This is a genomic window from Actinoplanes sp. CA-030573, assembly GCF_050951115.1.
Taxonomy (GTDB): Bacteria; Actinomycetota; Actinomycetes; order Mycobacteriales; family Micromonosporaceae; genus Actinoplanes.
Genome location: NZ_CP192038.1, coordinates 9792482 through 9815507, shown reverse-complemented (window position 1 = coordinate 9815507; position 23026 = coordinate 9792482). Strand labels below are relative to the sequence as shown.

Annotated in this window: 16 protein-coding genes; 8 read left to right on the top strand and 8 right to left on the bottom strand. The window is 70.2% G+C overall.

Annotated elements, in window-relative coordinates:
- The first annotated feature begins 127 nt into the window (after positions 1-127).
- On the top strand, positions 128-1243 hold the full coding sequence (locus tag ACQP2F_RS45540) for a globin domain-containing protein (protein ID WP_433299195.1): 1116 nt from the start codon (positions 128-130) through the stop codon (positions 1241-1243).
- Here the strand turns inward: ACQP2F_RS45540 and ACQP2F_RS45535 are convergent.
- Positions 1240-2772: a peptide deformylase gene (locus ACQP2F_RS45535; protein WP_433299193.1), complete on the bottom strand. Its 1533-nt coding sequence runs from the start codon at positions 2770-2772 to the stop codon at positions 1240-1242. The two genes, ACQP2F_RS45540 and ACQP2F_RS45535, sit on opposite strands and share 4 nt — an antisense overlap.
- Positions 2773-3099: 327 nt before the next feature.
- Between ACQP2F_RS45535 and ACQP2F_RS45530 the strand changes: the two genes are divergently transcribed.
- Positions 3100-3816 (top strand): hypothetical protein, encoded by a 717-nt coding sequence (locus ACQP2F_RS45530; RefSeq protein WP_433307905.1) that lies wholly within the window; start codon positions 3100-3102, stop codon positions 3814-3816.
- Between the two features lie 8 nt (positions 3817-3824).
- Here ACQP2F_RS45530 and ACQP2F_RS45525 read toward each other — a convergent pair whose 3' ends face one another.
- The 4 genes from ACQP2F_RS45525 to ACQP2F_RS45510 all read right to left on the bottom strand — a co-directional run bounded on the left by ACQP2F_RS45525 (position 3825) and on the right by ACQP2F_RS45510 (position 10367).
- Complete coding sequence (locus ACQP2F_RS45525) at positions 3825-7715, bottom strand: tetratricopeptide repeat protein (protein WP_433299191.1); 3891 nt, start codon at positions 7713-7715, stop codon at positions 3825-3827.
- Positions 7716-7963: 248 nt separating this feature from the next.
- On the bottom strand, positions 7964-8746 hold the full coding sequence (locus ACQP2F_RS45520; protein ID WP_433299189.1) for an ABC transporter permease: 783 nt from the start codon (positions 8744-8746) through the stop codon (positions 7964-7966).
- Positions 8743-9684: an ATP-binding cassette domain-containing protein gene (locus ACQP2F_RS45515; RefSeq protein WP_433299187.1), complete on the bottom strand. Its 942-nt coding sequence runs from the start codon at positions 9682-9684 to the stop codon at positions 8743-8745. The genes ACQP2F_RS45520 and ACQP2F_RS45515 overlap by 4 nt, the downstream gene beginning before the upstream one ends.
- Positions 9685-9704: 20 nt before the next feature.
- Positions 9705-10367, bottom strand: coding sequence for a DUF4097 family beta strand repeat-containing protein (locus ACQP2F_RS45510; protein ID WP_433299185.1), 663 nt, complete (start codon positions 10365-10367; stop codon positions 9705-9707).
- Between the two features lie 229 nt (positions 10368-10596).
- Here ACQP2F_RS45510 and ACQP2F_RS45505 point away from each other — a divergent pair, with 229 nt between their 5' ends.
- The gene (locus ACQP2F_RS45505; RefSeq protein ID WP_433299183.1) at positions 10597-11343 is read left to right on the top strand and encodes a helix-turn-helix domain-containing protein; all 747 of its coding nucleotides are present in this window, start codon (positions 10597-10599) and stop codon (positions 11341-11343) included.
- A 62-nt stretch (positions 11344-11405) separates the two neighbouring features.
- On the opposite strand, the gene ACQP2F_RS45500 is transcribed toward ACQP2F_RS45505, so the two are convergent.
- The 3 genes from ACQP2F_RS45500 to ACQP2F_RS45490 all read right to left on the bottom strand — a co-directional run bounded on the left by ACQP2F_RS45500 (position 11406) and on the right by ACQP2F_RS45490 (position 15516).
- On the bottom strand, positions 11406-11987 hold the full coding sequence (locus tag ACQP2F_RS45500) for a creatininase family protein (protein ID WP_433299181.1): 582 nt from the start codon (positions 11985-11987) through the stop codon (positions 11406-11408).
- A 45-nt stretch (positions 11988-12032) separates the two neighbouring features.
- A complete protein-coding gene (locus ACQP2F_RS45495; RefSeq protein ID WP_433299179.1) occupies positions 12033-14846 on the bottom strand; it encodes an RICIN domain-containing protein in 2814 nt (937 codons plus the stop codon).
- A 388-nt stretch (positions 14847-15234) separates the two neighbouring features.
- On the bottom strand, positions 15235-15516 hold the full coding sequence (locus tag ACQP2F_RS45490) for a hypothetical protein (RefSeq protein ID WP_433299177.1): 282 nt from the start codon (positions 15514-15516) through the stop codon (positions 15235-15237).
- A 147-nt stretch (positions 15517-15663) separates the two neighbouring features.
- On the opposite strand from ACQP2F_RS45490, the gene ACQP2F_RS45485 reads away from it, so the two are divergent.
- From ACQP2F_RS45485 to ACQP2F_RS45465, 5 genes are read left to right on the top strand one after another with little or no spacing between them, the layout of a single operon-like run.
- Positions 15664-17676 (top strand): hypothetical protein, encoded by a 2013-nt coding sequence (locus ACQP2F_RS45485; protein ID WP_433299175.1) that lies wholly within the window; start codon positions 15664-15666, stop codon positions 17674-17676.
- On the top strand, positions 17658-20519 hold the full coding sequence (locus tag ACQP2F_RS45480) for a helicase HerA domain-containing protein (protein WP_433299173.1): 2862 nt from the start codon (positions 17658-17660) through the stop codon (positions 20517-20519). The genes ACQP2F_RS45485 and ACQP2F_RS45480 overlap by 19 nt, the downstream gene beginning before the upstream one ends.
- The gene (locus tag ACQP2F_RS45475; protein WP_433299171.1) at positions 20512-21093 is read left to right on the top strand and encodes a TNT domain-containing protein; all 582 of its coding nucleotides are present in this window, start codon (positions 20512-20514) and stop codon (positions 21091-21093) included. The genes ACQP2F_RS45480 and ACQP2F_RS45475 overlap by 8 nt, the downstream gene beginning before the upstream one ends.
- Before the next feature lie 48 nt (positions 21094-21141).
- Positions 21142-22767, top strand: coding sequence for a hypothetical protein (locus ACQP2F_RS45470; RefSeq protein WP_433299169.1), 1626 nt, complete (start codon positions 21142-21144; stop codon positions 22765-22767).
- Positions 22764-23021 carry a hypothetical protein gene (locus tag ACQP2F_RS45465; RefSeq protein WP_433299167.1) on the top strand — a complete coding sequence of 86 codons (258 nt, stop codon included), beginning with the start codon at positions 22764-22766 and terminating at the stop codon, positions 23019-23021. The genes ACQP2F_RS45470 and ACQP2F_RS45465 overlap by 4 nt, the downstream gene beginning before the upstream one ends.
- Positions 23022-23026 lie beyond the last annotated feature (5 nt).

Here is a 23026-nt window from a genome sequence, read left to right as displayed (position 1 = left end):
ATCACTCAAAGGAGACCGCTCGCCTAAGCACAAACGGACCTATCCGGGCAAGCGACGCGCCGAACATTGAGACGAGTCGCACTTTCGGTGCGTCGGGTACCCGATTGAGCTGACCACCCTGAACGACATGGGAGACCTCGCTCGCTTGCTCAAGGAGAGCTGGAGCCTCGTCGAGGAGCATCAGGACAAGGTCGCCGGATACTTCTACGCGCGCATGTTCCTGTCTCACCCCGACCTGCGCGACCTGTTCCCGGTCCAGATGGATCTGCAGCGCTCCCGGCTGCTCCACGCGATCGTCACCGCCGTGCAGACGCTCGACGATCCGGAGAAGTTCGACGACTACCTCAAGGGTCTCGGCCGGGACCACCGGAAGTTCCACGTGGAACCGGAACACTACGAGGTCGTGGGGGGCGCCCTGATCGAGGCGATGCGCCGGCACGCGGGCGAGCAGTGGAGCATCGAGTACGACCAGGCCTGGGCCGACGCGTACGCGGTGATCGCCGCCCGGATGCTCGCCGGCGCCGAGGCCGATCCCAACCCCCCTTACTGGTACGGCGAGGTGGTCGCGCACGAGCGCCGTGCCCAGGACATCGCGGTCTTCACGGTCCAGCCGATGCAGCCCCTCGAATTCCGGGCCGGTCAGTACCTGAGCATCGAATGCCCGAAATATCAGTCTCGGATGTGGCGCACCTACTCCGTGGCCAACGCGCCGCGAAAAGACAACACCCTGGAGTTCCACGTACGCGCGGTGGGCGCCGGCTGGGTATCGAGCGCACTCGTGCGCCGGCTCGCCGTCGGCGACATGATCAAGCTGGCCGCGCCGATGGGCACCATGAACCTGGATCGCCGGTCGACCCGGGACGCGGTCTTCATCGCCGGCGGCACCGGACTCGCCCCGATCAAGTCACTGCTCGAGGAGCTGACCCGCTACAACCGGACCCGCTGGGTGCACGTCTTCTTCGGCGCCCGCAACCGGGAGGACCTCTACGACCTCGCGGATCTCAACCGGCTGGCCGCGCGCTACCCGTGGCTGTCGGTGGTGACCGCGTGCAGCGACGACCCGACCTTCCCCGGCGAGCAGGGCAACATCTCGGACGTGGTCGCGCGCTACGGACCGTGGAGCGATCACGACTTCTTCGTCTCGGGCTCGGGGCCGATGGTGAAGGCGACCCTCAAGACGCTGGCCGAGCTGCAGGTCCCGTCGATCCGGATCAAGTACGACAGCTTCAGCAACATGTCCTAGTAATCCCACGGACGGCCGGTCTGGTGATAGTCCGCCACCGGGACGAGGTTGGACTCGGCGTTCATCCGGTCGACGTAGAGCCGGCCCTCGAGGTGGTCGATCTCGTGCGCCACGAGCCGGGCCATCGCCCGCTCGAACGACGTGATCACCCGTGCGCCGTCGTGGCGGGCGTGCTCGACCTCGATCCGCAGCGGCCGCTTGACCAGGCCGCGGTAGTCGAAGAAGGACAGGCAGCCCTCATACTGCTCGTCCCGGTCACCGGACTCGCCGACGATCCTCGGGTTGAGCAGCACCACCGGCTCGGCGGCACGGTCGGGCGGGCGTACGACCGCGGCCGCCACCGACCGCCCGATCTGCGGCGCCGCGAGGCCGACGCCCTTGCTGAAGTCATGCAGGTCCTCGAGCCGGCGCAGCGAGGCGAGCAGCGCGTCGACCGTCTCCCGGGCCTGCGCCTCCTCGCGTGGCAGCTGGAAGTGCCGGGCGCGCTGCCGCAGCAGGTCCGAGCCGCGCTGCACGATCCCGATCCCGCGCATCTGGTGGGAGGCGCGGCGGTCGCCGTTGCGCTCGGCCGGGGCGAACTCCGCGTACGAGGGAGCGCCCGGCCCCCGGAACCGCCACTCCAGCCGGTAGCGGGCGTTGAGCAGCGGCGAGTCGGTCGACCACTCGAAGATGGCCCGGCCGTCCTCCTCGTGCCGCTCGAGCGGCGTGCGCACCGGCACCTCGGCCGCCAGCGACGTCTCCACGCCCCAGACCTGCGGATCGAAGGCGGCCGGGAAGTTGAGCCGAACGGTGAGCCGCCGGGTGGGCAGCCGTACGGCCCGCTGGAACCACTGGCCCCACTTCTCGGCGCCGACCGTGTACGCGTACTCGATGACCGTCCGCCGGCCGGGATAGAGCGGGAACTGCCCGCGCTCGTTCGCGAAGAGCAGCCACACCTCCTTGGCCGCGTCCCGGTCGAGCTTGACCCGCCACTGCATCGGCTCGCCGGCGTCGCCCTCGCCGGCCACGGCCTCGAGGTCCATCTCGTCGAAGGTGAGCGGGTGCTCGCGGTGGTGCCGGTTGGAGCCGGCCGGATCGTGCGGGTAGCGGTCCACGGCGATCTTCACGAGGTACCGCGTGACGGGCTCGGCGCCCGCGTTGTAGAGGCTGCGCCGGACCCGGCAGCGGTAGGCGCCGTCGGCGTACGTGAGCTCGGCGATCTCCTGCTCGACGATCAGCCCGGTCCCGGGCGGAAGCCACTGCACCGGCACCGGCGGGTCGCGGTGCAACGCCGTGCCCCGGGCGTGGCGCAACTCGTCGTACTCCTGGAAGCGTTGCCAGATCACCCCGCCCGCACCGAGGACCGCCTCGGCCCGGCGGGCGAAGTCCTCGGTCGGCTTATGTCGGCGTCCCTCGACGTGGCTGACATAGGACGGATCGAAGCCCATGCGCGCAGCGAGTTGCTTCTTGCTCATCCCGCGCTCGACCCGCCAGTGCGCCAGCGCCGTAACGAATTGGTCAGCGGCCCGCTCGACGGGCGAGGTGGTCATCATCGATGTCCCCTTCGCGACGAGAACCTCAGTGTCACCGCCGCCTCGTGTCCGCAAGGTGCTAGTAGCGCGTAGCCGACAGATACCTTGACGAATCCGGCAACGCATCAACGTACGGTTAGGCAACCCTTGCTGAGGGTATTCGTCCGAAAGGATCGGGTTGGGGGCGTTGGTTAGGCTAGCCTTAGAGGTGTACGGTGGGTCGTCTTGGAGCGTCCGGACACATCACCGGTAACGAGGATTGGCGAGGTGAGAGCGGTTACCACGACCCTCCGCCCGCGCACTCGTCCCGAGCCGCTGGCCCCGATCACCGCCACCCTCACCGCGATGTTCGGCACGAATACGGCGATCCCCGGTCTCGCGCCCGGCCTGGTCGTCCGTGACCCGGCCGCCTGGCGTCCCGCCTCCGACCTGGTCGCCGATCTCGACCTCCTGCTGAACGCCGCGGGCAAGCGGTGGAACGCCCAGCCGCACGCCGCCGCCGCGATGGCCTGGAAGGCGTACACCTATTGGCTGGCGCTCCCGGCCGTCCTCGGTTTCGCCTCGGCCCGCCGGGTCCCGCTGCTGACCAGCACGAACGTGCTCACGCACTTCGACGACCCGCGCCCGCTGATCACGCTCGGCCTGCGCGCGGACACCCCGGTCGCGGTCCTGGCCACCGATCCGCTTGCGCTGAGCGGTCTTTCGCACGTACGCGTGGTGCCCGACGAAGACGCGCTGCTGGCCGAGCTGCGCCGGTCGCTCCTCGACGAGCACCTCACGCCCCTGCTCAACGCGCTGCACACCCGGGTCCGCCTGGGCAAGCGCACGCTGCTGGGCTCGCTCTCGTCGGGCGTGGCCTACGGCGTCCTGCGCTCGGCCGACGTGCTGCCCGGACCGTCGGCCGAGACGATCGCCCGGCTGCACGAGGCGCTGGGCGTCGAAGACCTGATCGAGCTGGTCCCCGGCGCCGCGGGAAAGCTCGACGTCCAGCGCAAGACCTGTTGTCTGGCCTTCACGCTGCCCACGCCCAAGGTCTGCCGGGGTTGCTGCATCAAGAGCTGACCCGAGGCTTAGAACACCACGGGTAGACGCCACGTGATGGCGGTCCACGGGACGCCCTCAGGGCGCTCAGCGTTGCCGGCGACCGTCCGCGTCCAGGGCTCGTCGTCGCCGATCTCAGTCCGCATCGCGCGCAGTACCTTCGCGTTGAGCTCGACCGCGTCATCCCCGGCGCCGGCGTCCCGCAGGCAGACCGCCAGGTTCGCCATCGCGGCCAGCACCAGCGGATCGTCGTCCGGACGCGAGCTCCGAAGTTGGCGCAGGGCCGCATCACACTGCTGCACCGCGAGATGTTCCCGGCCGGTCCGGCGCAGGGAGTCCGCCAGCTCGCTGCGCAGCGCCAGAACCTCGAGCCGGGTGTCCTCCGCGGGCAGCTCGCCGAGGAACTTCTCGGCTTGCCACGCCGCCTCGCGGAACTGACCGGCGGACCGAAGAACCATGGCGAGCACCCTCTTGGCGTCGATCACGACCGGGTGCGCCGCGCCGAAGGCGGCCTCGGCGGTGGCCACGTTCGAGGTCTGCATATCCTCGATGTGCTCGGCCGCGCCTTCACCGGTGCGGACCGCCGCCACGACTGTGCGGGCGTGCGCTCCCAGAGGATCACGCGTCCGGGCGAGCTCCGGCGCGCCCACCGCGATCCACCCGGCCAAGCGGTGAGCTTCGCGGGTACGGCCGGCACCCTGCAGAACGAGCGCTAGCGCCAGTTCGGTCGCCAGCGTGTCGCGGTGGCGGGACCCCAGTTGTGCACGTACGCGCGGCAGGTCGGCCACGCCCAGATCGGCGGCCTCGCCGAAACGCCCGGCCACGGCGAGGCCGAGCCACGCAAGGCGGCCACCCAGCACGGAGACTCCGGTCTCCTTGTCCGGCGGCGCGTTCCCGGTGGCGATCATCAGCTCCGCCGCCCGGCGCCGTACCTCCGGGATGTCGGCATCGGCGAGGACGGCGATGAGCCGCTCGGCTGCGCCGATGTTGCCGACCGCCCGCCGGTAGTCGACGAGCCGGATCAGGAACTGCCGTTCCCTGGCGTTGTCCAGATCCCACGAGTCGACCACCGCGGCCAGCTCGTCCAAGGCCCGGTGGGCCGGCCAGCTGATCCCCCGATGGGGCGAGCCCGGGCGCGAGCGGCCGCAGAGCGCCCGGATCATCGGCGCGTACCGGCGGGCGCCGTCCACGCCGAGGTACGACAGGAGCGCGGACCTTACGTGCGGATGGACCGTGACGACCCGCTCCGACCTGGCGCCGGTCAGCAACCCGAGGTCGTGCAGCTCGGTGAGGGCCGCCGACCAAGTCCTTGCCTGCGGCGAGGTTCTGGCCTCCCAGGCCTCGACGACGAGATCACGCGCCTGGCCGAAGAGGACGCCGATCTCGAGCGCCGCCATTAGGTCCGGGTCGTCGCCGCTCAGGCGAGTGAAGACGTGGGTCAGCAACCGATCAAGACCCGATCCTCGGTGTCCGGCGAGTGCGGCCGGCAGGTCGGCCGGGGAGGTGCCGGACTTGACGATCCAACTGACCGCGATGTGGAGTGCCAGCGGAAGGTGCTCGAGCGCCTCGGCCAGCTCGGCCAGTTGCTGCCCGTCGGCGTCGTTGAGGGCGGAGAGGTACGGCAGGCTGTGATCCGGACGCAGCGGCGTGACCGCACTCCGTTCATCGGTGTACGGGAAAGCGTCCCTTTTCTCGTCGGCGATCAGCACCGCGACCGACGGATAGCGATCGACGATCGTCCGATCGGCGGCTTCGGCACGGATCAACCAGCGGCGGGCCTCGAGGCGACCGTCCTCAGCCAGTGCGATGCCGAGCGGCGCCACGGTGTCGGGCCGGTCAGACAGGTCCGAGAGTGCGGCCAGCAGCTCGGAGATCTCGAGCTCCGAACTGGTCTGCACCAGCTTGCGGGCCGCGTCCAGACGGCGGTTCGCGTCGATGGAGGGCGTGCGGATCAGGTCCGCCACGATCGGCTTCGCGCTGTTGTTGCCGTCCTCGAGGAGCAGGACGGCCGAGATCAGCCGGTCGCCGGGCGCGCCCTCGACCGCGTTGGTCTGCAATAGATGGGTACGCAACCAGTTCTGCGAGCGGGCGGTCCGCCGGCCTTCGGGCGGGGTGAACTGCGGCGCCGGCCACCCGCGGGAGGCCAGTTTGGCGCTCGCCCATCGTCGGGCATCGGGGTCGGCGTCGGCATCGACGGCCAGGGCGATGAGTGGGCCTGGCCCGATGTCCGGCACCCGTAGCAGCTCTTCGGAGAGCAATCCGCGGACCCAGGGGTCGGTACGGCGCGACGTTGCTATGTCGGCGAGCCGGGTGCCCAGAGCCTCGTCGAGGGCCAGCTCGGCGAGAACCCGTACCGCGCCGATGGCGTTGCGGTCCTGCCCGGTCACCAGCCGGATCAGATCCTCGACTACACGTTCCCGCAGTGCCGGATCGACGGCGATCCCGTCGACCAGGGCCTCACCGGCGACGACGGCGTACTCACCGCCCGTCTCGGCCAGTGTCGAGACAACGCCGTTGAAGTCGGCCTCGTCGTTGCGCGCCAGGATGAACATCGCGAAGTTGCGGGTGGCGGTAGCGCGGGCCAACTGCACCCACTCGGTGTAGTCAAAGCTTCGGGACCGGGCGCCGGCCGCGAGGTATTCGGCGACGCTCTGGTGGATGAAGTCGAGGCTGTCCTCGCGGCGGTGCGTGAAGACGCCGGACGCGTCAAGGAAGGTACGGAGCACGACGTCCCAGGAGAAGGCGGCCTCCAGCAGCTCGGCCGGCGCGTTCTCGCCGGTCCAGCGCGCGGCGGTCCGCATGATGGCGTCACGCTCGCCCGACATGTAATGGTCGGCGACCTGCTGCAACAGCGTCGTGCGCTCCTCGAGCAGCCAGGCCCAGAAGGCGCTCTCCCCGCCGTCGCGGTGCCCGGGCGTCGCCGCCCGATGGAGGATGCGCCCACTGAGAAGGTGTCCCAGGAACTTTCGGTACAGGCCTTCGCGGCTCGGCGGCAGCGCCTCGACACGATTGGCGTCGAAGACGAGCGCGGCAATGGTGGCCAGCAGCGGCACTTGGGCCATGACGTCGAGCTTGGCGGCGTTGAGCTGGGCCAGAAAGCGGCCGGCAAGCTGGTCGGCCTCCTCGGTCAAGCCGACGCGCTCGGTGAACCATTTGCCGGCGAAGCTCACGAGGTCTGCTTGCTCGAACGGCCGGAGATGATAGTTCGCCTTGGACCGCAGCTCGTTGAGCTCCCCGAACGGCAACGGCCGCGTGGTGACCAGGAACCGGCGGTCGTCCCGCTGGTCGCTCATCACCGCGTCGAGTTGGAGAAGCACGCTGGATCGCTCGGCCTGGTCGAACAGCTCGTCCAGCCCGTCCACCATGATCAGCCAGCGCAGGCCGGGCCCCGGGCGCTCCGCCGGATCGATCTGATAGGACGCGGCAAGGTCCTCGAGGGCACGGTCCAGGTTGCGGTCCACGATGGTAGACGCCGGGAGCAACATCGGCACGACCGCGCCGTACGGAGCGGAGTTCCGTCCGGTTGACCGGGTCGCATCCAGCAACCACTGGCACTGGTCGTAGACGATGTGGGCCAGCAGCGAAGACTTGCCCATCCCGGCACCGCCGACGACAACCGCGTGCATCGAGGCGGCGAGCATCTCCGCGGGAGTGACCAGCTTCGTGGTGGAGCCCACCCGTTCCGCGTGCTGTTCCACGTAGATCTTCGGCAGCGCCGGCGTGTGTCCGGCGAAGCGGTACCGATGCCGATTGGCCTCTTCCCGCTCGTCGCGCAGCACGGACCGAAGACCCGGGTGCTCGAGCAGGGGCCGCCGGCGCCGGAGTATCGACTGAGCGATCAGGATCCCGACCGCCGAGGCCGCCGCGACGATCGAGATGGGCAGCGCCGGCACGTTGCGCAGCGGATGGAAGGTGTGCAAGGTACCAGCCGCGACTGCCACGACGCCGCAAGTCAGAGCCACTCCGGTAAGCCATCGCCGACCCCTGCCGGCGCTCGCGCGCTGGGTCGAGGGAGACCCGCCCGCCTGCGTCAGCGCGACTACCAGGCTTGCACCGCCGATGACGGCGCCGGCCACGGACGACACCTTGTCGGCGACGTCCAATGGATCCACGGATCTGAACGTATGTGGATGGTCCGGCGCCACGCATCGGCGGTACGGTCCAACTCCTAGTCGTTCCTGGCGTTGAACTTCGAGGTCGACCAGAAATAGCCGAGCACCGCGAGCCCGACGCACCAGGCGACCGCCAGCCAGCCGTTGTGGCCGATGCCGGTGCCGAGCAGCAGGCCCCGCAGGGTTTCGATGGCCGGGGTGAACGGCTGGTACTCGGCGATCGGCTGGAACCAGCCGGGCATGGTGTCGACCGGGACGAAGGCGCTGGACAGCAGCGGCAGCAGGATCAGCGGCATGGCGTTGTTGCTGGCTGCCTCCGCGTTCGGGCTGACCAGACCCATGCCGACCGCGATCCAGGTGAGCGCGGTGGCGAAGAGGACGAGCAGCCCGAGGGCGGCGAGCCATTCCAGCGGCGTGGCGTCGGTGGAGCGGAAGCCGATCGCGACGGCGACGGCGCCGACCAGGATGACGCTCAGGATCGCCTGGATGACGCTCCCGGCCACGTGTCCGACCAGGACGGAGCCGCGGTGGATGGCCATGGTGCGGAAGCGGGCGATGATGCCCTCGGTCATGTCGTTGGCGACGGAGACGGCGGTGCCGATCACGGTGCTGCCGATGGTCATCAACAGCAAGCCCGGCACGATGTACGCGATGTAAGCCGACCGGTCGGGACCACCTCCCCCAATCCCGGCGCTGAGTGTGCCGCCGAAGATGTAGACGAATAGCAGCAGCAGCATCACGGGCGTGAGCAGCAGGTTCAGGGTCAGTGACGGGTAACGCCGGGCGTGCAGCAGGTTGCGGCGCAGCATGGTCGAGGAGTCGCGGACGGCGGTGCTCATCGGGTGGCCTCCGAGGTGGCGGTGAGGGCGAAGAAGACGTCGTCGAGATCGGGGGTGTGGACCGTGAGCGACTCGGCCTGGACGTCGGCCGCGTCGAGCCGGTCGAGGATCGTGCGCAGCGCGCCCTGGCTGCCGTCGCTGGGGATCTGCAGGGTGAGGGCCTGGTCGTCGGGGACGCTGCCGGGCACGGCGACGACCGCTTTCTCGTACGCCGCGGGGTCGTCGAACCGCAGCGTGACGTGCCCGCCCGGAATGCGCCGTTTGAGCTGCTCGGCCGTGCCCTCGGCGACGATCTTCCCGTCGTTGAGGACCGCGATCCGGTCGGCGAGCTCGTCGGCCTCGTCGAGATATTGGGTGGTGAGGAAGACGGTGACGCCGTCGGCGACCAGCTCGCGGATGATCTGCCACATGGTGTGCCGGCTGCGCGGGTCGAGCCCCGTGGTCGGCTCGTCGAGGAAGATGATGCGCGGGCGGCCGACCAGCGTCATGGCGATGTCGAGGCGGCGTTTCATGCCGCCGGAGTAGGTGGAGGCCGGCTTCTTCGCGGCCTCGACCAGGTCGAAGCGCTCGAGCAGCTCGGCGGCGACCCGGACGCCGTCGCGCCGGGGCAGGTGGTGCAGGTCGGCCATGAGCAGCATGTTCTCCTCGCCGGTGATCAGGGCGTCGACGGCGGAGAACTGCCCGGTGACGCCGATCGCGGCGCGCACCGCCTGCGGATCGGCGGCCAGGTCGTGGCCGCCGATGCGGATCTCGCCCGAGCCGGGGCCGGCCGAGATCAGCGTGGACAGGATCTTCACGGCGGTGGTCTTGCCGGCGCCGTTCGGACCGAGCAGGGAGAAGATCGTCGCCTCGGGGACGGCGAAGTCGACGCCGTCCAGCACGAGCTTGTCGCCGTAGGACTTGCGCAGTCCGGTCGCGGCGATGGCCAGGTTCGTCATGGTTTCGCTGATCCTTCTCTTCACAGGCTGCGGGCGGTGATGTCGCCGTACGAGGTGGTGGCGCGCACGGCGAGCTCGGAGGTGCCGTCGTTCTTCAGGCCGTTGCTGATCCGGCCGTAGGCGGTGGCCGCGTCGAGGGAGGCCGAGACGCCGGGGGCGGCGACGACCGTGATCGAGCCGGCCTGCGTGGTGAGGACGAGCTCCCCGCGTACGGCCTCGGTGATGGTGATGTCGCCCTTCTGGGCGCTGATCTGGGCGGATCCGGTCAGACGGCCGACGGTGACGTCGCCGGCCGAGATGGTGAGCCGGGCGGTGGCGGCCTCGTCGAGCTTGATCTCGCCGTGGGCGCCGTCGAAGACCACGTCGCCGAGGCGGCCCACGGCCCGGAAGCCGGCGCTGGCCGCCCGGGCCCGGACGTGCGAGCCGGCCGGCAGCTGGACGGTGACCTCGATCGAACCGGACGGGCCGAAGATCTGGTTCTTGGCCGAGGAGTCGATCCGCAGGACGCCTTCGGCGTACTCGACCGTGGTCTCCTCGGCGGCCTTGACGTCCCGGCTCTTGGCGGGGTCGGCGGGCTGGATGTCGACGACGGTGTCGGTGCGCTCGGCAGCGACCAGCTGGACGCGGCCGGCGGGGATGTCGATGACGGCGGTGATGGCGGCGGGGGTGGCGAAGTGCGGCATCGTGAGCTCCTTGCTCGTTCGTTCATTGTTTCCGATGGAGGAAACGCTACGTTGCGTTCACGAATCGAGCAACAAGCTTGTTGCACTTGTCAGCTTAAATACCAGCTCCTAGCCTTCAAATCATTGCAACCGTTTGGATTTCAATGCAACGTTGGCCGCGCCGGCCGTTGCACTAGTTGAAAAGTTAACGCTATGCTGGCGGCGTCGGGCCGTCGAAAGGGAGATCGCGATGCCGGGAGGCAGGCTCACCCAGCAGGAGCGTCAGCAGATCGCGCTGGGCGTGTCGGAGGGGCTCGCCTACGCCGAGATCGCCCGGCGTCTGGACCGTCCGACCTCGACGATCACCCGCGAGGTCATGCGCAACGGCGGCCCGACCGGCTACCGCGCCGATCTGGCCCACCGCGCCACCGAGCGGCGTGCCCACCGGCGCAAGCCGGCCGTGGCACGGGGCGAGGCGCCGGCCGACGAGCACGGTCGTGATCCCGAAGCCGTGCGCGAATATCAGGAGACGTTCACGACGCTGATGATGGCGTCGGGGCTGCCACACATCGCCGCCCGGGTGCTGACCTGCCTCTACACCAGCGATGCCGGCAGCTACACCGCCGCCGAGTTGGTGCAGCGGCTGCAGGTCAGCCCCGCCTCGATCTCGAAGGCGGTCGCCCTGCTCGACCACCAGGGCCTGATGCGCCGCGAGCAGGACGACCGCCGCCGCGAGCGCTACGCCGTCGACGACGACGCCCTCTACCAGTCGATGATCGCCAGCGCCCGGGTCAACGCCCAGCTCGCGGAGACGGCCCGCCAGGGCGTCGGTGTGCTGGGTGCGGGCACTCCGGCGGCCGCCCGGCTGGAGAATGTGGCCCGGTTCGTGGACTTTGTCGCGGAGGCGATCGTGCGGGCCGCGGAGCAGGCTCGAGCGGTGCTTTACACGAAGCCCGCAGAGGAGGCCGGCGGCCCGGAGGAGCCGGCGAAGCCCTGAGCCGCGGGTGTGGATAAAAGGCTGTGCCAGCACGTGGAACCACGCCGGTCAGCCGCCGGGCGCTATTGGGACGCGGTCAGTGCGTCGAGATGCTCCTTGAAGGTCGCCGTGAGGCTGTCGAGGATCATCCGGCCCTTGTCGGCGGAGGCGTTTGACGGCGCGCCGATCACTCCGGTCTCGGTGTACGCGGCCATGCCGTGGACCAGGAGCAGCTTGCGTTCGGAAGCGTGGTGATCGCTGTCCTCAACGCCTGGTTTCAGCAGTTCGGGGGCGACGTGGCGCAGCACCGAGACTTCAAGCTCGCCGGCGTGCATGTCGTCGTGGCCGGTGCTGGCGAGGCCGGCCGCCTCGCGGGCGGAGTTCCAGTCCTCTCGCGCCGGGAACAGGGTCATCGTCGGTCGCTCTACGTTGGCTTCCTGCACGATGTTGCCGAGGACGTAGTTGCCGCCGTGCCCGTTCACCAGCGCGAGCTGGCCTATGCCGGATTGCCGAAGTGAGCCCAGCACGTCGGAGATGATCGCGGTCAGCGTGGTGTGGCTGATGCTTACCGTGCCTGGCCAGGCGCTGCGGGTAGCAGAGTCATGGGTCAATCGTTGCAGGCCGTGAGGGCCATCCCGGTTGGACTCCGTGAGCTCGGGAAACACGACTAGCTCCCGATGCCGACGCAGACGCGGCAGCAACGTCGAGCGTCAGGCCGGGATGATGCGCCAGCGCTGGTTGGGCAGGCCCAGGTCCGGCCACTGGCCGACGTCGGCGCTGTTGGCGGTGGACTGGCCCTGCACCTCGAGCACCTTGCCGCTGTGCCGGGCCACCAGTGTGAAGACGTTCGGGCCCGACCAGGCCAGGCGCCACTGCTGGTTCGTGCCGCCCAGGTAGTCCCACTGGACGGCCTTCGCGCCGTCGGCGGTGGACTGGCCGGAAATGTCGACACATTTCCCGTCCATGGTGCTGACGATGGCGACGTAGCCGCCGCCTACATCCTGAAATTTCCAGACATGGTCGGCGGAACCGACCGGCGGATACTGCTGCAGCTGAGCACCATTCAAGGTCGACATGTTGTTGATCGCCAGCACATCGTTGGTGTGCGTGACCTGCAGTTTGACGTTGCCGTCGGGGATCAGCCGCCAATTGTGGTCGGCCGAGCCGTTGTCGGCGAACTGCACGACGTTGGCCGAGTCGGCCGTCGACATCCCGGCAACCGCGAGCACCTTGCCGGAATTCTTATTCTTTATCCGAAGATAACCAGTGCCGTTGTCCAGCACCTGCCACAGGTGGTCGGCGGTCCCGTTGTCCTCGAACTGCACCACCTGCGCCGAGTCCGCCGTGGACATCACATCGACGCCGAGCAGCTTGCCGGAGTTGACGTTCTGGATTTTGACCCAGCCGTCCGAAGCGGGGACGAACCGCCACAGGTGGTCCGCCGTGCCGTTGTCGGCGAACTGCACGACGCGAGCACTGTTCAGAACCGACATCCCGTCGACGCCGAGGACCTTGCCGCTGTTCTGGTTCTGGATGCGGAACGCGACGCTGCCGTTCTGCCAGGGCGTGCCGGCGCCGATCGTCGGGAACGAGGTGATCCGCAGCCGGGCCGCGCCCATCGGGATCAGCGTGATCTGCTCGACCGGCTCGCTCGACGGCGTCGGGCTGTCCTGCAACGGCGTCACGATCGTGTCCGCGTCCGCCTGCCAGCCGGGGATCTTCCGGGCCGGCGTCGTGATCTTGATCGGCGCATTCCCCCAAACGAACGGATCGTCGACGTTGCCGAGCCCGGTCGTCACCGCGAACTGCGTCCCGCCGTCTAGCCCGTAGTTCCAGGCCGAGCCGGGCCGCACCTCGCGCGTCGGCCAGGTCGAGGAGCCGCCGGTCTGCGCCCAGTTCTCGGTGATCGCCAGCGAGAAGGCGAGCGCCCCGAAGTCGACCGACACCGACCGGTGGTTGGCCGTCCAGGTGCGGGTCCTCGCCTGCATCGGCAGCCGCAGCACGACCTTGTCGCCGTTGACCCAACTGCGGGAGATCTTCGCGTACGCCGGACCGGCCGCCACCGCCACCGCCGACCCGTTGATCGTCACCGCCGGATTCGCGCACCACCCCGGCACGCGGAGGTAGAGCGGGAACGAGGTCGTCGAAGGCGTGCTCACCGTGTACGTGATCGTGTCGCCGAACGGATACGTGGTGGCCGCCTTGATCGAGACCGAAACGCCCGAGCCGACCTTCGCGGTGACCGTCGCCGGCCCGTGCAGGGTCGCCGCCAGGCCGCCGTCCGGGGTGGCCACCCACATCTCCTCGACGTAGTACGGCCAGCCCATGCCGTAGTTGTGCGGGCAGCACCGGTAGTTGTCGATGCCGAGCATGTACGCCTGCATCGCGAACCCGTTCTGGAACTGCCCGGCGTGCCCCGGCCGGTCGAGCAGGGCGACGCTGTTGGCGCTGGTGATGTAGTGGATGCCGCGCTGCTGCGGGTCCAGCGCCGCGGGCAGCGAGTTGAACGCCAGGTCCTCGGTGCGGTCGCCCCAGACCGGGTCGCCGGTGATCCGGGTCAGGATCTCGTGGCTGGCCATGAACTCGACGATCCCGCACGTCTCGAAGCCCTGGCGCGGGTCGCCGAACCCGGGCCGGGCGTTCTCGTCACCCGCGAAGCCGCCACCGGCGAACTGCCCGTACGCGCTCATGATCGTGTTGTAGTCCTGGTACGAAGCCTGCCGGTGGTTCGCGTCGCCGCTGAGGACGGAGTAGACGGCCGGCTCCCGGAACCCCTGCGCGAGGTTGACGTTGTGCAGCGACGGCAGGTTGTTCAGGTAGTTCGCCGAGTTCGAGTGGATCTTCCGGGCCAGGTCGAGCAGGAACGCGTCGCCGGTCCGGTTGTAGGTCCAGAACACCACCTCGAGCGTGTCGGCCCACCGCTGGCTGCCCCAGCTCTGGTTGAAGGCGCTCGGCCCCTGCGCGTTGACGAACTGGAAGAAGCGGGTGAAGAACGGCACGATGCGGGCGTCGGCGGTGAACTCCCCGTACGTCCGGAGCGCGTGCAGCATCGGCATGTGCGGCCAGAAGTCGGGGCCGCCGTTCAGGCTCGTGCGCAGTCCCGTCGGCCCGAAGTAGCCGTCGCTCGCCTGGGTCGCGAGTACGCCGTCGACCCACTTGGCGGTCTCGGTCTGCACCCGCGAGTCGCCGGTCACGTACCCGAGGCTCGAGAAGCCCTTCAGCCAGTACGGCACCTCCTCCCAGCCGGTCAGGTTCGGGTGGATCCAGCCGGTGTTGTCGTACTGGAGGAAGTGCGAGACCTCGGTCATCCGGCCGTTGATCCCGTTCAGCTGATAGCCCAGCTGCGTGGCCAGCCAGCCGCCGGCCCTGGTCGCGCCCGGCGGCAGCCGCAGGAAGGCGTCGGGCTTGAGCGGCGTCCGGTTGGTGACGTATCCGGGTACGGCGGCGGCCGCCGACTCGGCGCCGGCGAAGGGAGCGGCGGCTGCCACGGCCGCGGCCGAGGCCAGGAGCGTACGACGATCCACGGGGGAGACCTCCTGTGTGCGCTCGTGCTCGAAAATGTGCGAGCCGTTGCGTACAGGATGGTAAAAGACGAATTCATCCCTGTAAATGAGCGGCTTCCCCTCCGCCCGGCGACGGTGCCCTTCCGGGCAGCGGGGTGGTGGTCCGAACGGCGCGGGGGAAAGCGGACGGCCCCGGCGGCGGGCGAGCAGCCCGGTCCCGGCCCGGATCGGCGTGGTCCTCTCCGGCGGGAACGTGGGCGCCGCCCGGCGACCGCCGTTCACCCGATGGCGGTCGCCGGAATGACTCGCCCCTCGTCCGAATAGGTGCCCCAAGACGGCACGAACCGCCGCTCCACAATGCGCGCCGAAATGCGCTAAGCGCCGATGGAAATGCGTCCGGAAACGAATGTCAGCGCTGCGGCGCTTCGCCGGTTCCGCCGCATGCGGGGCACATCCGGGCGGGGGCGTGCCGGTCCTCGAAACCGTCGCCGACGAAGTTCAGGGTTCGTTCCGGCTCGCGGTCGACCCAGCCCGTTCCGCGGCACTGCAGGCAGCGCGGCCGGGGCCGCTGCCGGTCCCAGCTCGGGCGGCGTAGCCGCAGGAAGAAGCGGGTGTCGCCGACCGTGTTGACGACCGCCGCGAGCGCGCCGGCGATCAGCAGGAAAAGGAGGAGGAGCAACAGCCACTTCATGGGTTTTCATCTCCGCCGTTCGGCCGGACGGTGGTCGCCGATTGACCAGAAACGTACACCCTAGATGTACGTGGTCTTTTCAACGCGCTCGGTGGTTGGCTCCAATGAAATCAAATCCCCGAAAGCCCCGGAAGGCAGCCCGCCGCGATGACCGACGTCGTGCCTCATGCGAATCCGCTCCCGATGCTCGCCACGCCCGGCGAGCGTCTCGGGTGGATCTTCAACGACCGGAATCTCTATCGGCGCAAGTTCATGGAACCGCCGCCGCAGCCGGGGATGGTGCCACCGCACCTCCTGGAACGGCTCCACCGCGCGCAGCGGGGCCTGGCCCGGCGCATCCTGATCTCGCTCGGCGCCGGCGTCGGCCTCGCGGTGCTGATCAGCTGCTGTGGTGGCTTCGCGTCCCTCGGCCAGCAGGGCAGCAACGTCGGTGCGGGCGTCGGGTTCCTGGCCTTCCTGGCCTTCGGGGCCGGTGTCGTCGGCGCGGTCGTCTTCGGCATCATGCCGCAGCTGGCCAAGAACGCGATCCAGTCCGCGCAGGAGCAGATCCAGCAGGAGTACGCGCGGCAGTTCGCCGACTGGGACGGCCGGCGCCAGTGGTACGACCAGCAGCAGCAACAGACCGTCGACACGATGTTCGAGTGGGCCGCCGCGACCCCGTCGCCGGGCACCCGTCGCGTGGACATCATCGGCGGCACCACGTACGGCTGGGAGGCCGTCCTCACCGTCTTCGGCGGCTCGCTGCTCGCCACCCGCGGCCACATGACGCTCGTCGACTTCACCGGCGAGGCGCTCTGCGGTGAGCTGATGGACCTGGCCGCGATGACCGAGCGCTCGGTGCAGGAGCTGCGGCTGCCCTCCGAGCTGGCCCGCTTCGACCTGGTCGCCGGGCTCGAGCCGAGCGAGCTGGTCGACTGCCTGGTCGAGGCCATGTACGGCGACGCGCAGGGCGCGAACCGGGCCGAGCGCCACCAGGACGCCCTGCTGCTGCGCGAGATCTGCGACGTGCTCGCCCCGGCGATCACGATGGCCCGGCTGCTGGCCGCGCTGCGGGTGCTGACCGACCGCCCGGTGCAGGCCGCGCTGACCGCCGAGGAGAGCGGCCGGCTGCTCGACCTGCAGCCCGACGAGAGCCGCCGGCAGATGCACTCCCACCTGCGCCGGATCGAGGCGTTCCTGCAGCCGCTGGAAGCCATGGGCAGCGAGTCGTCCACTCCCGGCCTCACCGACCTGACCTGCCTGATCGCCGACGGCGCGGGCGGCAACGCGCAGAACGAGCTGCTCAAGGACCTGATCGTGCAGTGGCTGGCCCGCCAGGTGCGGCGCGAGTCGGCGCCGATGGGCTCGCTGGTCCTGCTCGGCGCGGACGAGGTCAACCACCGCTCGATCGAGAAGCTGAGCACGCTGTGTGAGCGCCGCGGCGTACGCCTGGTGCTGTTCTTCGGTCATCTGCGGGAGGAGTCGCTGCACACCATCGGCGGCGGCGAGGTCGCGCTCATGCGGCTCGGCAACCACCAGGAGGCCAACCAGGCCGCCGAGTACATCGGCAAGGGCCACAAGTTCGTGCTCAGCCAGCTGACCCGCACGCTCGGCGGCAACGAGACGCACACGCTGGCCGACACCTACGGCGAGTCCGAGACGCACGGCGGCAACAAGAGCAAGAGCTACAGCAAGCACGGCAAGAGCACGTCGTACGGGACGAACTGGAGCAAGACCCGCAACTGGAGCCAGACCGAGTCCACGGCCAAGGGCACCAACTGGAGCGACGCCAGCTCCGTGCAGCGCGTCTACGAGTACGCCCTCGAGCCGCGCGTTCTCCAGGACCTTCCCGAGTACGCGATGGTGCTGGTCAAGGGCCAGGGCCGGGGCTCGGTGATCCAGGCCGTCGAGGTCGACCCGGCGATCGTGACCCTGCCCCGGGTGTCGATGGGCCCGCTCGACCTGCCGCCGCTGCCCGACCCGAACGAGGCCGTCATCCCGGCCACCCGCCAGCCCAGCCAGGTGACCGTCTCCCAGCCGCAGCCCCTGGCCGCGCACGAGGCCAGCCCGCAGACCGCGGCCGGGCCGTCTCTGCAGGGCTGGGGCAACGCGCCGATCGGCCAGCCGCAGCCGCAGTACCCGCAGCAGCCCTACCAGGGACCGTGGGGCGGTCAGCAGTGACCGCCGCCGCCGAGCTGTTCGCCCGGCTGCCGGTCAGCCGGGTGCTGGAGCTGTCGCGGCGGCCGCCGTCATCGTCGTCGACGCGGGACGACCAGGGCGCCGACGTAAGCCGCCGGCAGCGTCTGGCCGGGATCGTGTCGGCCTACCACGGCGGCGCGAGCCTGTTGCTCGGCTGGCACCGCCGCGCCGCGGGCCGGCCGGTCGAGGTGTTCGCGTCCGGCGGCGTGACGGGCGAACCCGACGGGCGGGGAAGGATCCCGCTCTCGCTGCCGCCGGGGGCGCTCGGTCACCCGTACGGGCATGGTGATCTTTTGAGCTCGTTGCGCGCGATGCCACAGTGGACGCGCGTCGCCGGGCTGACCGACGGGCTGCTGGCCGACGACCCGACCCTGCGCGACGACGACCCGCGGCCCACGCTCGACGAATGCCTGCTGCACGTCTGGCACGCCGGGTTCGCCTGGTTCGTGCTCGCCGAGCCGGTGGCCCCGGCCGAGGTGCTGGAGGCCGCCCGCCAGGTCGCGCTCGAGGAACGCCAGGCCCAGTCGAAGGCACAGTCTCCGGAGCACGCGATCGCGGCCGCCCGTCTCCAGCGCCGGCACCGCGAGCTGCAGCAGGGCCGCTCGACCGGGATGTGGCGGGTGCACCTGCTGGTCGGCGGCGAGACGGCGCAGGCGGCCTCGGCGGTGGCGGGACTGCTGTGCGCCTCGGCCGATCTCGGGCGGCAGCCGTACGCGCTCGCGCCCACCGGCGTGGTCGGCGACCTCGACAAGGTGCTGGCCCTCGACGAGGTGCCGGACTCGCCCGTACTGGCCGGCTCGCCGCTGCTGGCCTCGCTCGCCGTCGCCCCCACCGACGAGGTGCCCGGCCTGCGTTACGTCATGCGGTCCGAGTTCGACGTGACGCCGGAGACGCTCGGGCACGGCCCGGAGTCGCTGACCGCCGGGTCGGTGCTCGACCGCACGGACACGCCGGTGGGCCCGATGGAGATCCCGCGCGGCAGCCTCAACCGGCACACGTTCGTCTGCGGCGCGACCGGCGCCGGCAAGTCCCAGACCGTCCGTCACCTGCTCGAGTCGGCCACCGGCCAGGGCATCCCGTGGATGGTCGTCGAGCCGGCGAAGGCCGAGTACCGGCAGATGGCCGACCGGATCGGCGCCGACCAGGTGATCACGATCCGGCCCGGTGACCCGCTGGCGCCGCCGGCCGGGTTCAACCCGCTGCAACCGGCGGCCGGCTTCCCGCTGCAGACCCACCTCGACCTGACCCGGTCGCTGTTCCTCGCCGCGTTCGAGGCCGAGGAGCCGTTCCCGCAGGTGCTGGCGGGGGCGCTGACCCGCTGCTACGAGGAGCTGGGCTGGGATCTCGCGCTGGGCGAGCCGCGGACGGCCGGCCATCGGCCGCGCTACCCGACCCTAGGCGACCTGCAGCGTACGGCCGAGTTGGTGGTCGACCAGATCGGGTACGGCAAGGAGATCGCCGACAACGTCCGCGGCTTCATCCGGGTGCGGCTGTCGAGCCTGCGCCTGGGCACGACCGGGCGGTTCTTCGACGGCGGCCATCCGCTCGACTTCGCGGCGCTGATGCGGCGCAACGTGGTCTTCGAGATCGAGGACGTGGGCGACGACCGGGACAAGGCGTTCCTGATGGGCGGCCTGCTCATCCAGCTCACCGAGCACCTTCGCGTCGAGACGCGTCTTTCTCCCGATCTTTTGACGCGCGGACTGCGACATCTGAGCGTCTTCGAGGAGGCACACCGCTTGCTACGCCGCCAGGAGCAGCCCGGGCCGGCGGCCCATGCGGTGGAGCTCTTCGCGTCACTGCTGGCGGAGATTCGCGCGTACGGCGAAGGTCTCATCATCGCCGAGCAGATCCCGAGCAAGCTGGTCCCCGACGTCATCAAGAACACCGCGGTCAAGTTCCTGCACCGCCTGCCCGCCGCCGACGATCGCGAGGCGGTCGGCGCGACGGTGAACCTGACCGAGCGCCAGTCCCAGTTCCTGGTCACCCTGCCGCCGGGCACGGCGGCGACGTTCGCCGACGGCATGGACCAACCCGTTCTCGTACGCTTGCCCGACGGCACCGCCCGCGAGCAGGGCGGCCGCACCCCGACCGCCGCGCCCGACCCGATCATCGGCCGGCGCAGCGCGACCTGCGGCGTGTCGTGCCGGGCCGAGGCCTGCACGCTGCGCACGATCCGCACGTCGCAGCGCATCATCGAGGACCACCCCTGGCTGACGCTGCTGGCCGAGACGTCCGTGGTCGCCCACCTGACCGGCAAGCCACGGCCGACCCTGTGGGACGAGCACCTGGCGGTCCTGCGCTCGCTGGAGCCCCGGGTGCGCGACTGCGTGCTGTCCCAGGCGGTGGAGGCGGCGGTAGGCGTGCGGTCGGCGGTGCTCGGCCGTGGGACCGACCCGTTCGCGCTGGCCGGGCACGTGGTGTCGGCCCTGCTCACCGGCTGCTCGTCCGACGAGCCCGAGTTCGTCGCGCCGGCGTACCGCTGCGGTCCCGTCCTTGATCTGCTCCTGGCGCAACCACCGGATGCGCCCGCCGATCCCCGCGTGCCGTCGTTGCTCACCCGCGAGATCGCCGGCGAGACCATCGCCGAGCAGGCCGAATGGGTCCGCTTCTGGATGAGCATCGACCTCGGCGCCCCGAACGCCCGGCGCCACGTCATCTTCGGCGCCGAGTCGCCGTCCGCGGTCGAGAGGGCGGTCGGTTCCACAGTGACCTCACCGGATTGGCCGAACCGGCTGGCATTGGCGGCGGCCGAGGCGTTCCGCACCGGGGAGTGGATCCAGGACCTGTTCGTCGCCGCACCCGCGGAGGAAGCTCATGCCTGACAATCCGACGCGCAACGATGCGCCGAAGGCCGGGACCGCGTCCGGACTCACCGAACAGCGGGTCTCCCCGGAGGTCCAGAAGAAGATCGACGATTTCCGGGCGCTGAGGGCGGAGGAGTCGCCGGCGACGGAGGCGAGCGGCGGCGGCCCCGGGAAGCGACCGCCGCGACCGCCCGGCGCGGGTCCGTCCGATTCCGGCCTTTATCCGAACGGACCCGGCGACCCGGATGGGCTCGGCGCGCTGGGCCACCTGTGGGAGAAACCCAAGGACCTGAAGCAGTCGGCCGAGTTCCTGCCGCCGGGCACGCAGATCGACCGATACGGCCGGCCGGACGGCGAGTTCTACGCCCCGAGCGGCACGCCGATCAGCGATCGCACCCTGCGACCCGGAACCAACACCGATCAGGTCAGCGCACGATGGGAGATACTCAAGCCGCTGCCCCCCGACTCGTTCTCGCAGAGCGTGGTGGCGTCCTACTACCAGGAGCGGGACGGCGGTGGGATGCAGTACCGCTTCCACACCCCGTTGAGCGAGCTCGAACGAGGCGGCTACGTGCGGCCGGTGAGCGAGTGATGGCCGAGAGGCTCGACGAGCACCAGGCGCGGAAGGCAGCACGCGACGTTGGCTGACACGCCCACCCGCACCGACACGCCGCCGCCCCCGCCGCCCAAGCCACCGGAGTCGTTGAAGCCGTCGCCGGAGATGCAGCAGAGGCTGGACACGTTCCGGGCGCAGAAGGAGGCGCGGCAGGACGCCGGCCAGGCGGTGGACCACCGTGCCGCGAAGGCGGAGAACTCGGCCGCCCGGGAGGCGTCCCGGAACGCGCCGAAGCCGGAGGGCCCGCAGCAAACTCCCGCGCAGCGTGCGGAGAACGGGGCGCCCGCGCGGCGTGCGGACAACGTCGCGCCCGCGCAGCGTGCGGAGAACGGCGCGCCCCCGCGGCGTGCGGACAACGTCGCGTCCGCGCAGCGTGCCGAGAATGGCGCGCCCCCGCGGCGTGCGGACAACGTCGCGTCCGCGCAGCGTGCGGAGAACGGCGTGCCCGCGCGGCGTGCTGAGAACGCCGGGCCTGCGCAGCGGTCGGAGCACGTGGCGCCTGGGCATCGGCCGGAGAATGGCGCGGCGCTGCACCGGGTCGAGGGCAATCGGCCGCCGCAGCAGCGGGTGGGCGAGGGCGACGGTGGGGCGCGCCATTCGGAGAAGGCGGGGCGGAACGGGACATCCGAAGCGCCTGGGCTTCGTCCCTCGCCGGAGTTTCAGCAGAAGCTCGATGACTTCCGGGCGCAGAAGGAGGCACGGCAGGACGCCGGCCAGGCGGTGGACCACCGTGCCGCAAAAGCGGAAAACCAGGCGGCGCGGGAGGCGGCGCAACAGTCCCGCACCGAGGCGGTGGCGGTTCGGCAGCCGCGGGCGGAGGGTGCGGCGCAGCGGCCGCGGGCGGAGGAAGCGGCGGTCCGGCAGCCGCGGGCGGAGGAAGCGGCGGTCCGGCAGCCGCGGGCGGAAGATGCGGCGGTCCGGCAGCCGCGGGCGGAAGATGCAGCGGTTCGGCAGCCGCTGGCCGAGGCAGCGGGCCGGCAGCCGCAGCGGGTTGATGTGGGTGGGAGACAGCAGGTGGAATCTCAGCCGCAGCAGCGCGTGGCCGAAGGCACGCGGCCCCAGGAGGCGGCGCGGAGCAAGTCCGGCGAACCGGCCGGGCTGCGTCCTTCGCCCGAGTTCCAGCAGAAGCTTGATGACTTGCGCGCGCAGAAAGAGGCGCGACAGCCCGAAGTCGGCAACAACATCGATCACCAGCGGCCGGGCGAGACGGACACGAACCGGAAATCCGACGTGCCGGCGACCCGGGACTTCTTCAGCAGGGGTCAGACGCGTTCCAATCAGGAGGTTCTCGACAACGGATCGGGAACGCCCATGACTCTCGACAACGTGCACAACGTTGCCGGCCGGATGGATGTCGATCTGCGGAACGTCGACGTCGTGATCGTCAACGATCCGGAGGAGATCCGCTATCTCGATCACATGGACGCGGTTGCCTACACGCCCTCCGAGAAGAACGGCTCGGAGATCCGTCTCGGGCCCGCGAGCTTCGCGGACGAGGAGACGCTAGCGGCTACGATCGCCCACGAGCACACTCACGTCCAGCAGCAACGCGCCGGGGACCATCTGCACATGTCGATGGAAGACCTGGAGGCCCAGGCGTACGACAGCGAGATTCCGGCACTCGAACGATTGAGGAACAGCGAGTCATGACTGCGGTGACATTCCGGGTTAACGAGGTCTTCGACATCCCCGCCCGTGGCGGGCTCGTCGCGGTCGGTTCGACGGAGGGCGGCGACCTCGTCGGCGTGCCGCGATTGCGGGATGACGCCAGCGGCCGGGTCGTTCGCGTGCTCGGGGTGGACAACCCGACGCCGCGGACCCAGCGGACCGGCGAGACGATCCTGGTGATCGACCGTGACGACGCCGACCTCGTCGAGGTGGGACGGCTCTGGAACGTCGAGTAGCCGGC

Excerpts from the sequence above, each read along its gene's own strand:
- ACQP2F_RS45540 (WP_433299195.1), top strand. The coding sequence starts at position 128 with ATGGGAGACCTCGCTCGCTTGCTCAAGGAGAGCTGGAGCCTCGTCGAG.
- ACQP2F_RS45535 (WP_433299193.1), bottom strand. The coding sequence starts at position 2,772 with ATGACCACCTCGCCCGTCGAGCGGGCCGCTGACCAATTCGTTACGGCG.
- ACQP2F_RS45530 (WP_433307905.1), top strand. The coding sequence starts at position 3,100 with ATGTTCGGCACGAATACGGCGATCCCCGGTCTCGCGCCCGGCCTGGTC.
- ACQP2F_RS45520 (WP_433299189.1), bottom strand. The coding sequence starts at position 8,746 with ATGAGCACCGCCGTCCGCGACTCCTCGACCATGCTGCGCCGCAACCTG.
- ACQP2F_RS45515 (WP_433299187.1), bottom strand. The coding sequence starts at position 9,684 with ATGACGAACCTGGCCATCGCCGCGACCGGACTGCGCAAGTCCTACGGC.
- ACQP2F_RS45510 (WP_433299185.1), bottom strand. The coding sequence starts at position 10,367 with ATGCCGCACTTCGCCACCCCCGCCGCCATCACCGCCGTCATCGACATC.
- ACQP2F_RS45505 (WP_433299183.1), top strand. The coding sequence starts at position 10,597 with ATGCCGGGAGGCAGGCTCACCCAGCAGGAGCGTCAGCAGATCGCGCTG.
- ACQP2F_RS45490 (WP_433299177.1), bottom strand. The coding sequence starts at position 15,516 with ATGAAGTGGCTGTTGCTCCTCCTCCTTTTCCTGCTGATCGCCGGCGCG.
- ACQP2F_RS45485 (WP_433299175.1), top strand. The coding sequence starts at position 15,664 with ATGACCGACGTCGTGCCTCATGCGAATCCGCTCCCGATGCTCGCCACG.
- ACQP2F_RS45475 (WP_433299171.1), top strand. The coding sequence starts at position 20,512 with ATGCCTGACAATCCGACGCGCAACGATGCGCCGAAGGCCGGGACCGCG.
- ACQP2F_RS45465 (WP_433299167.1), top strand. The coding sequence starts at position 22,764 with ATGACTGCGGTGACATTCCGGGTTAACGAGGTCTTCGACATCCCCGCC.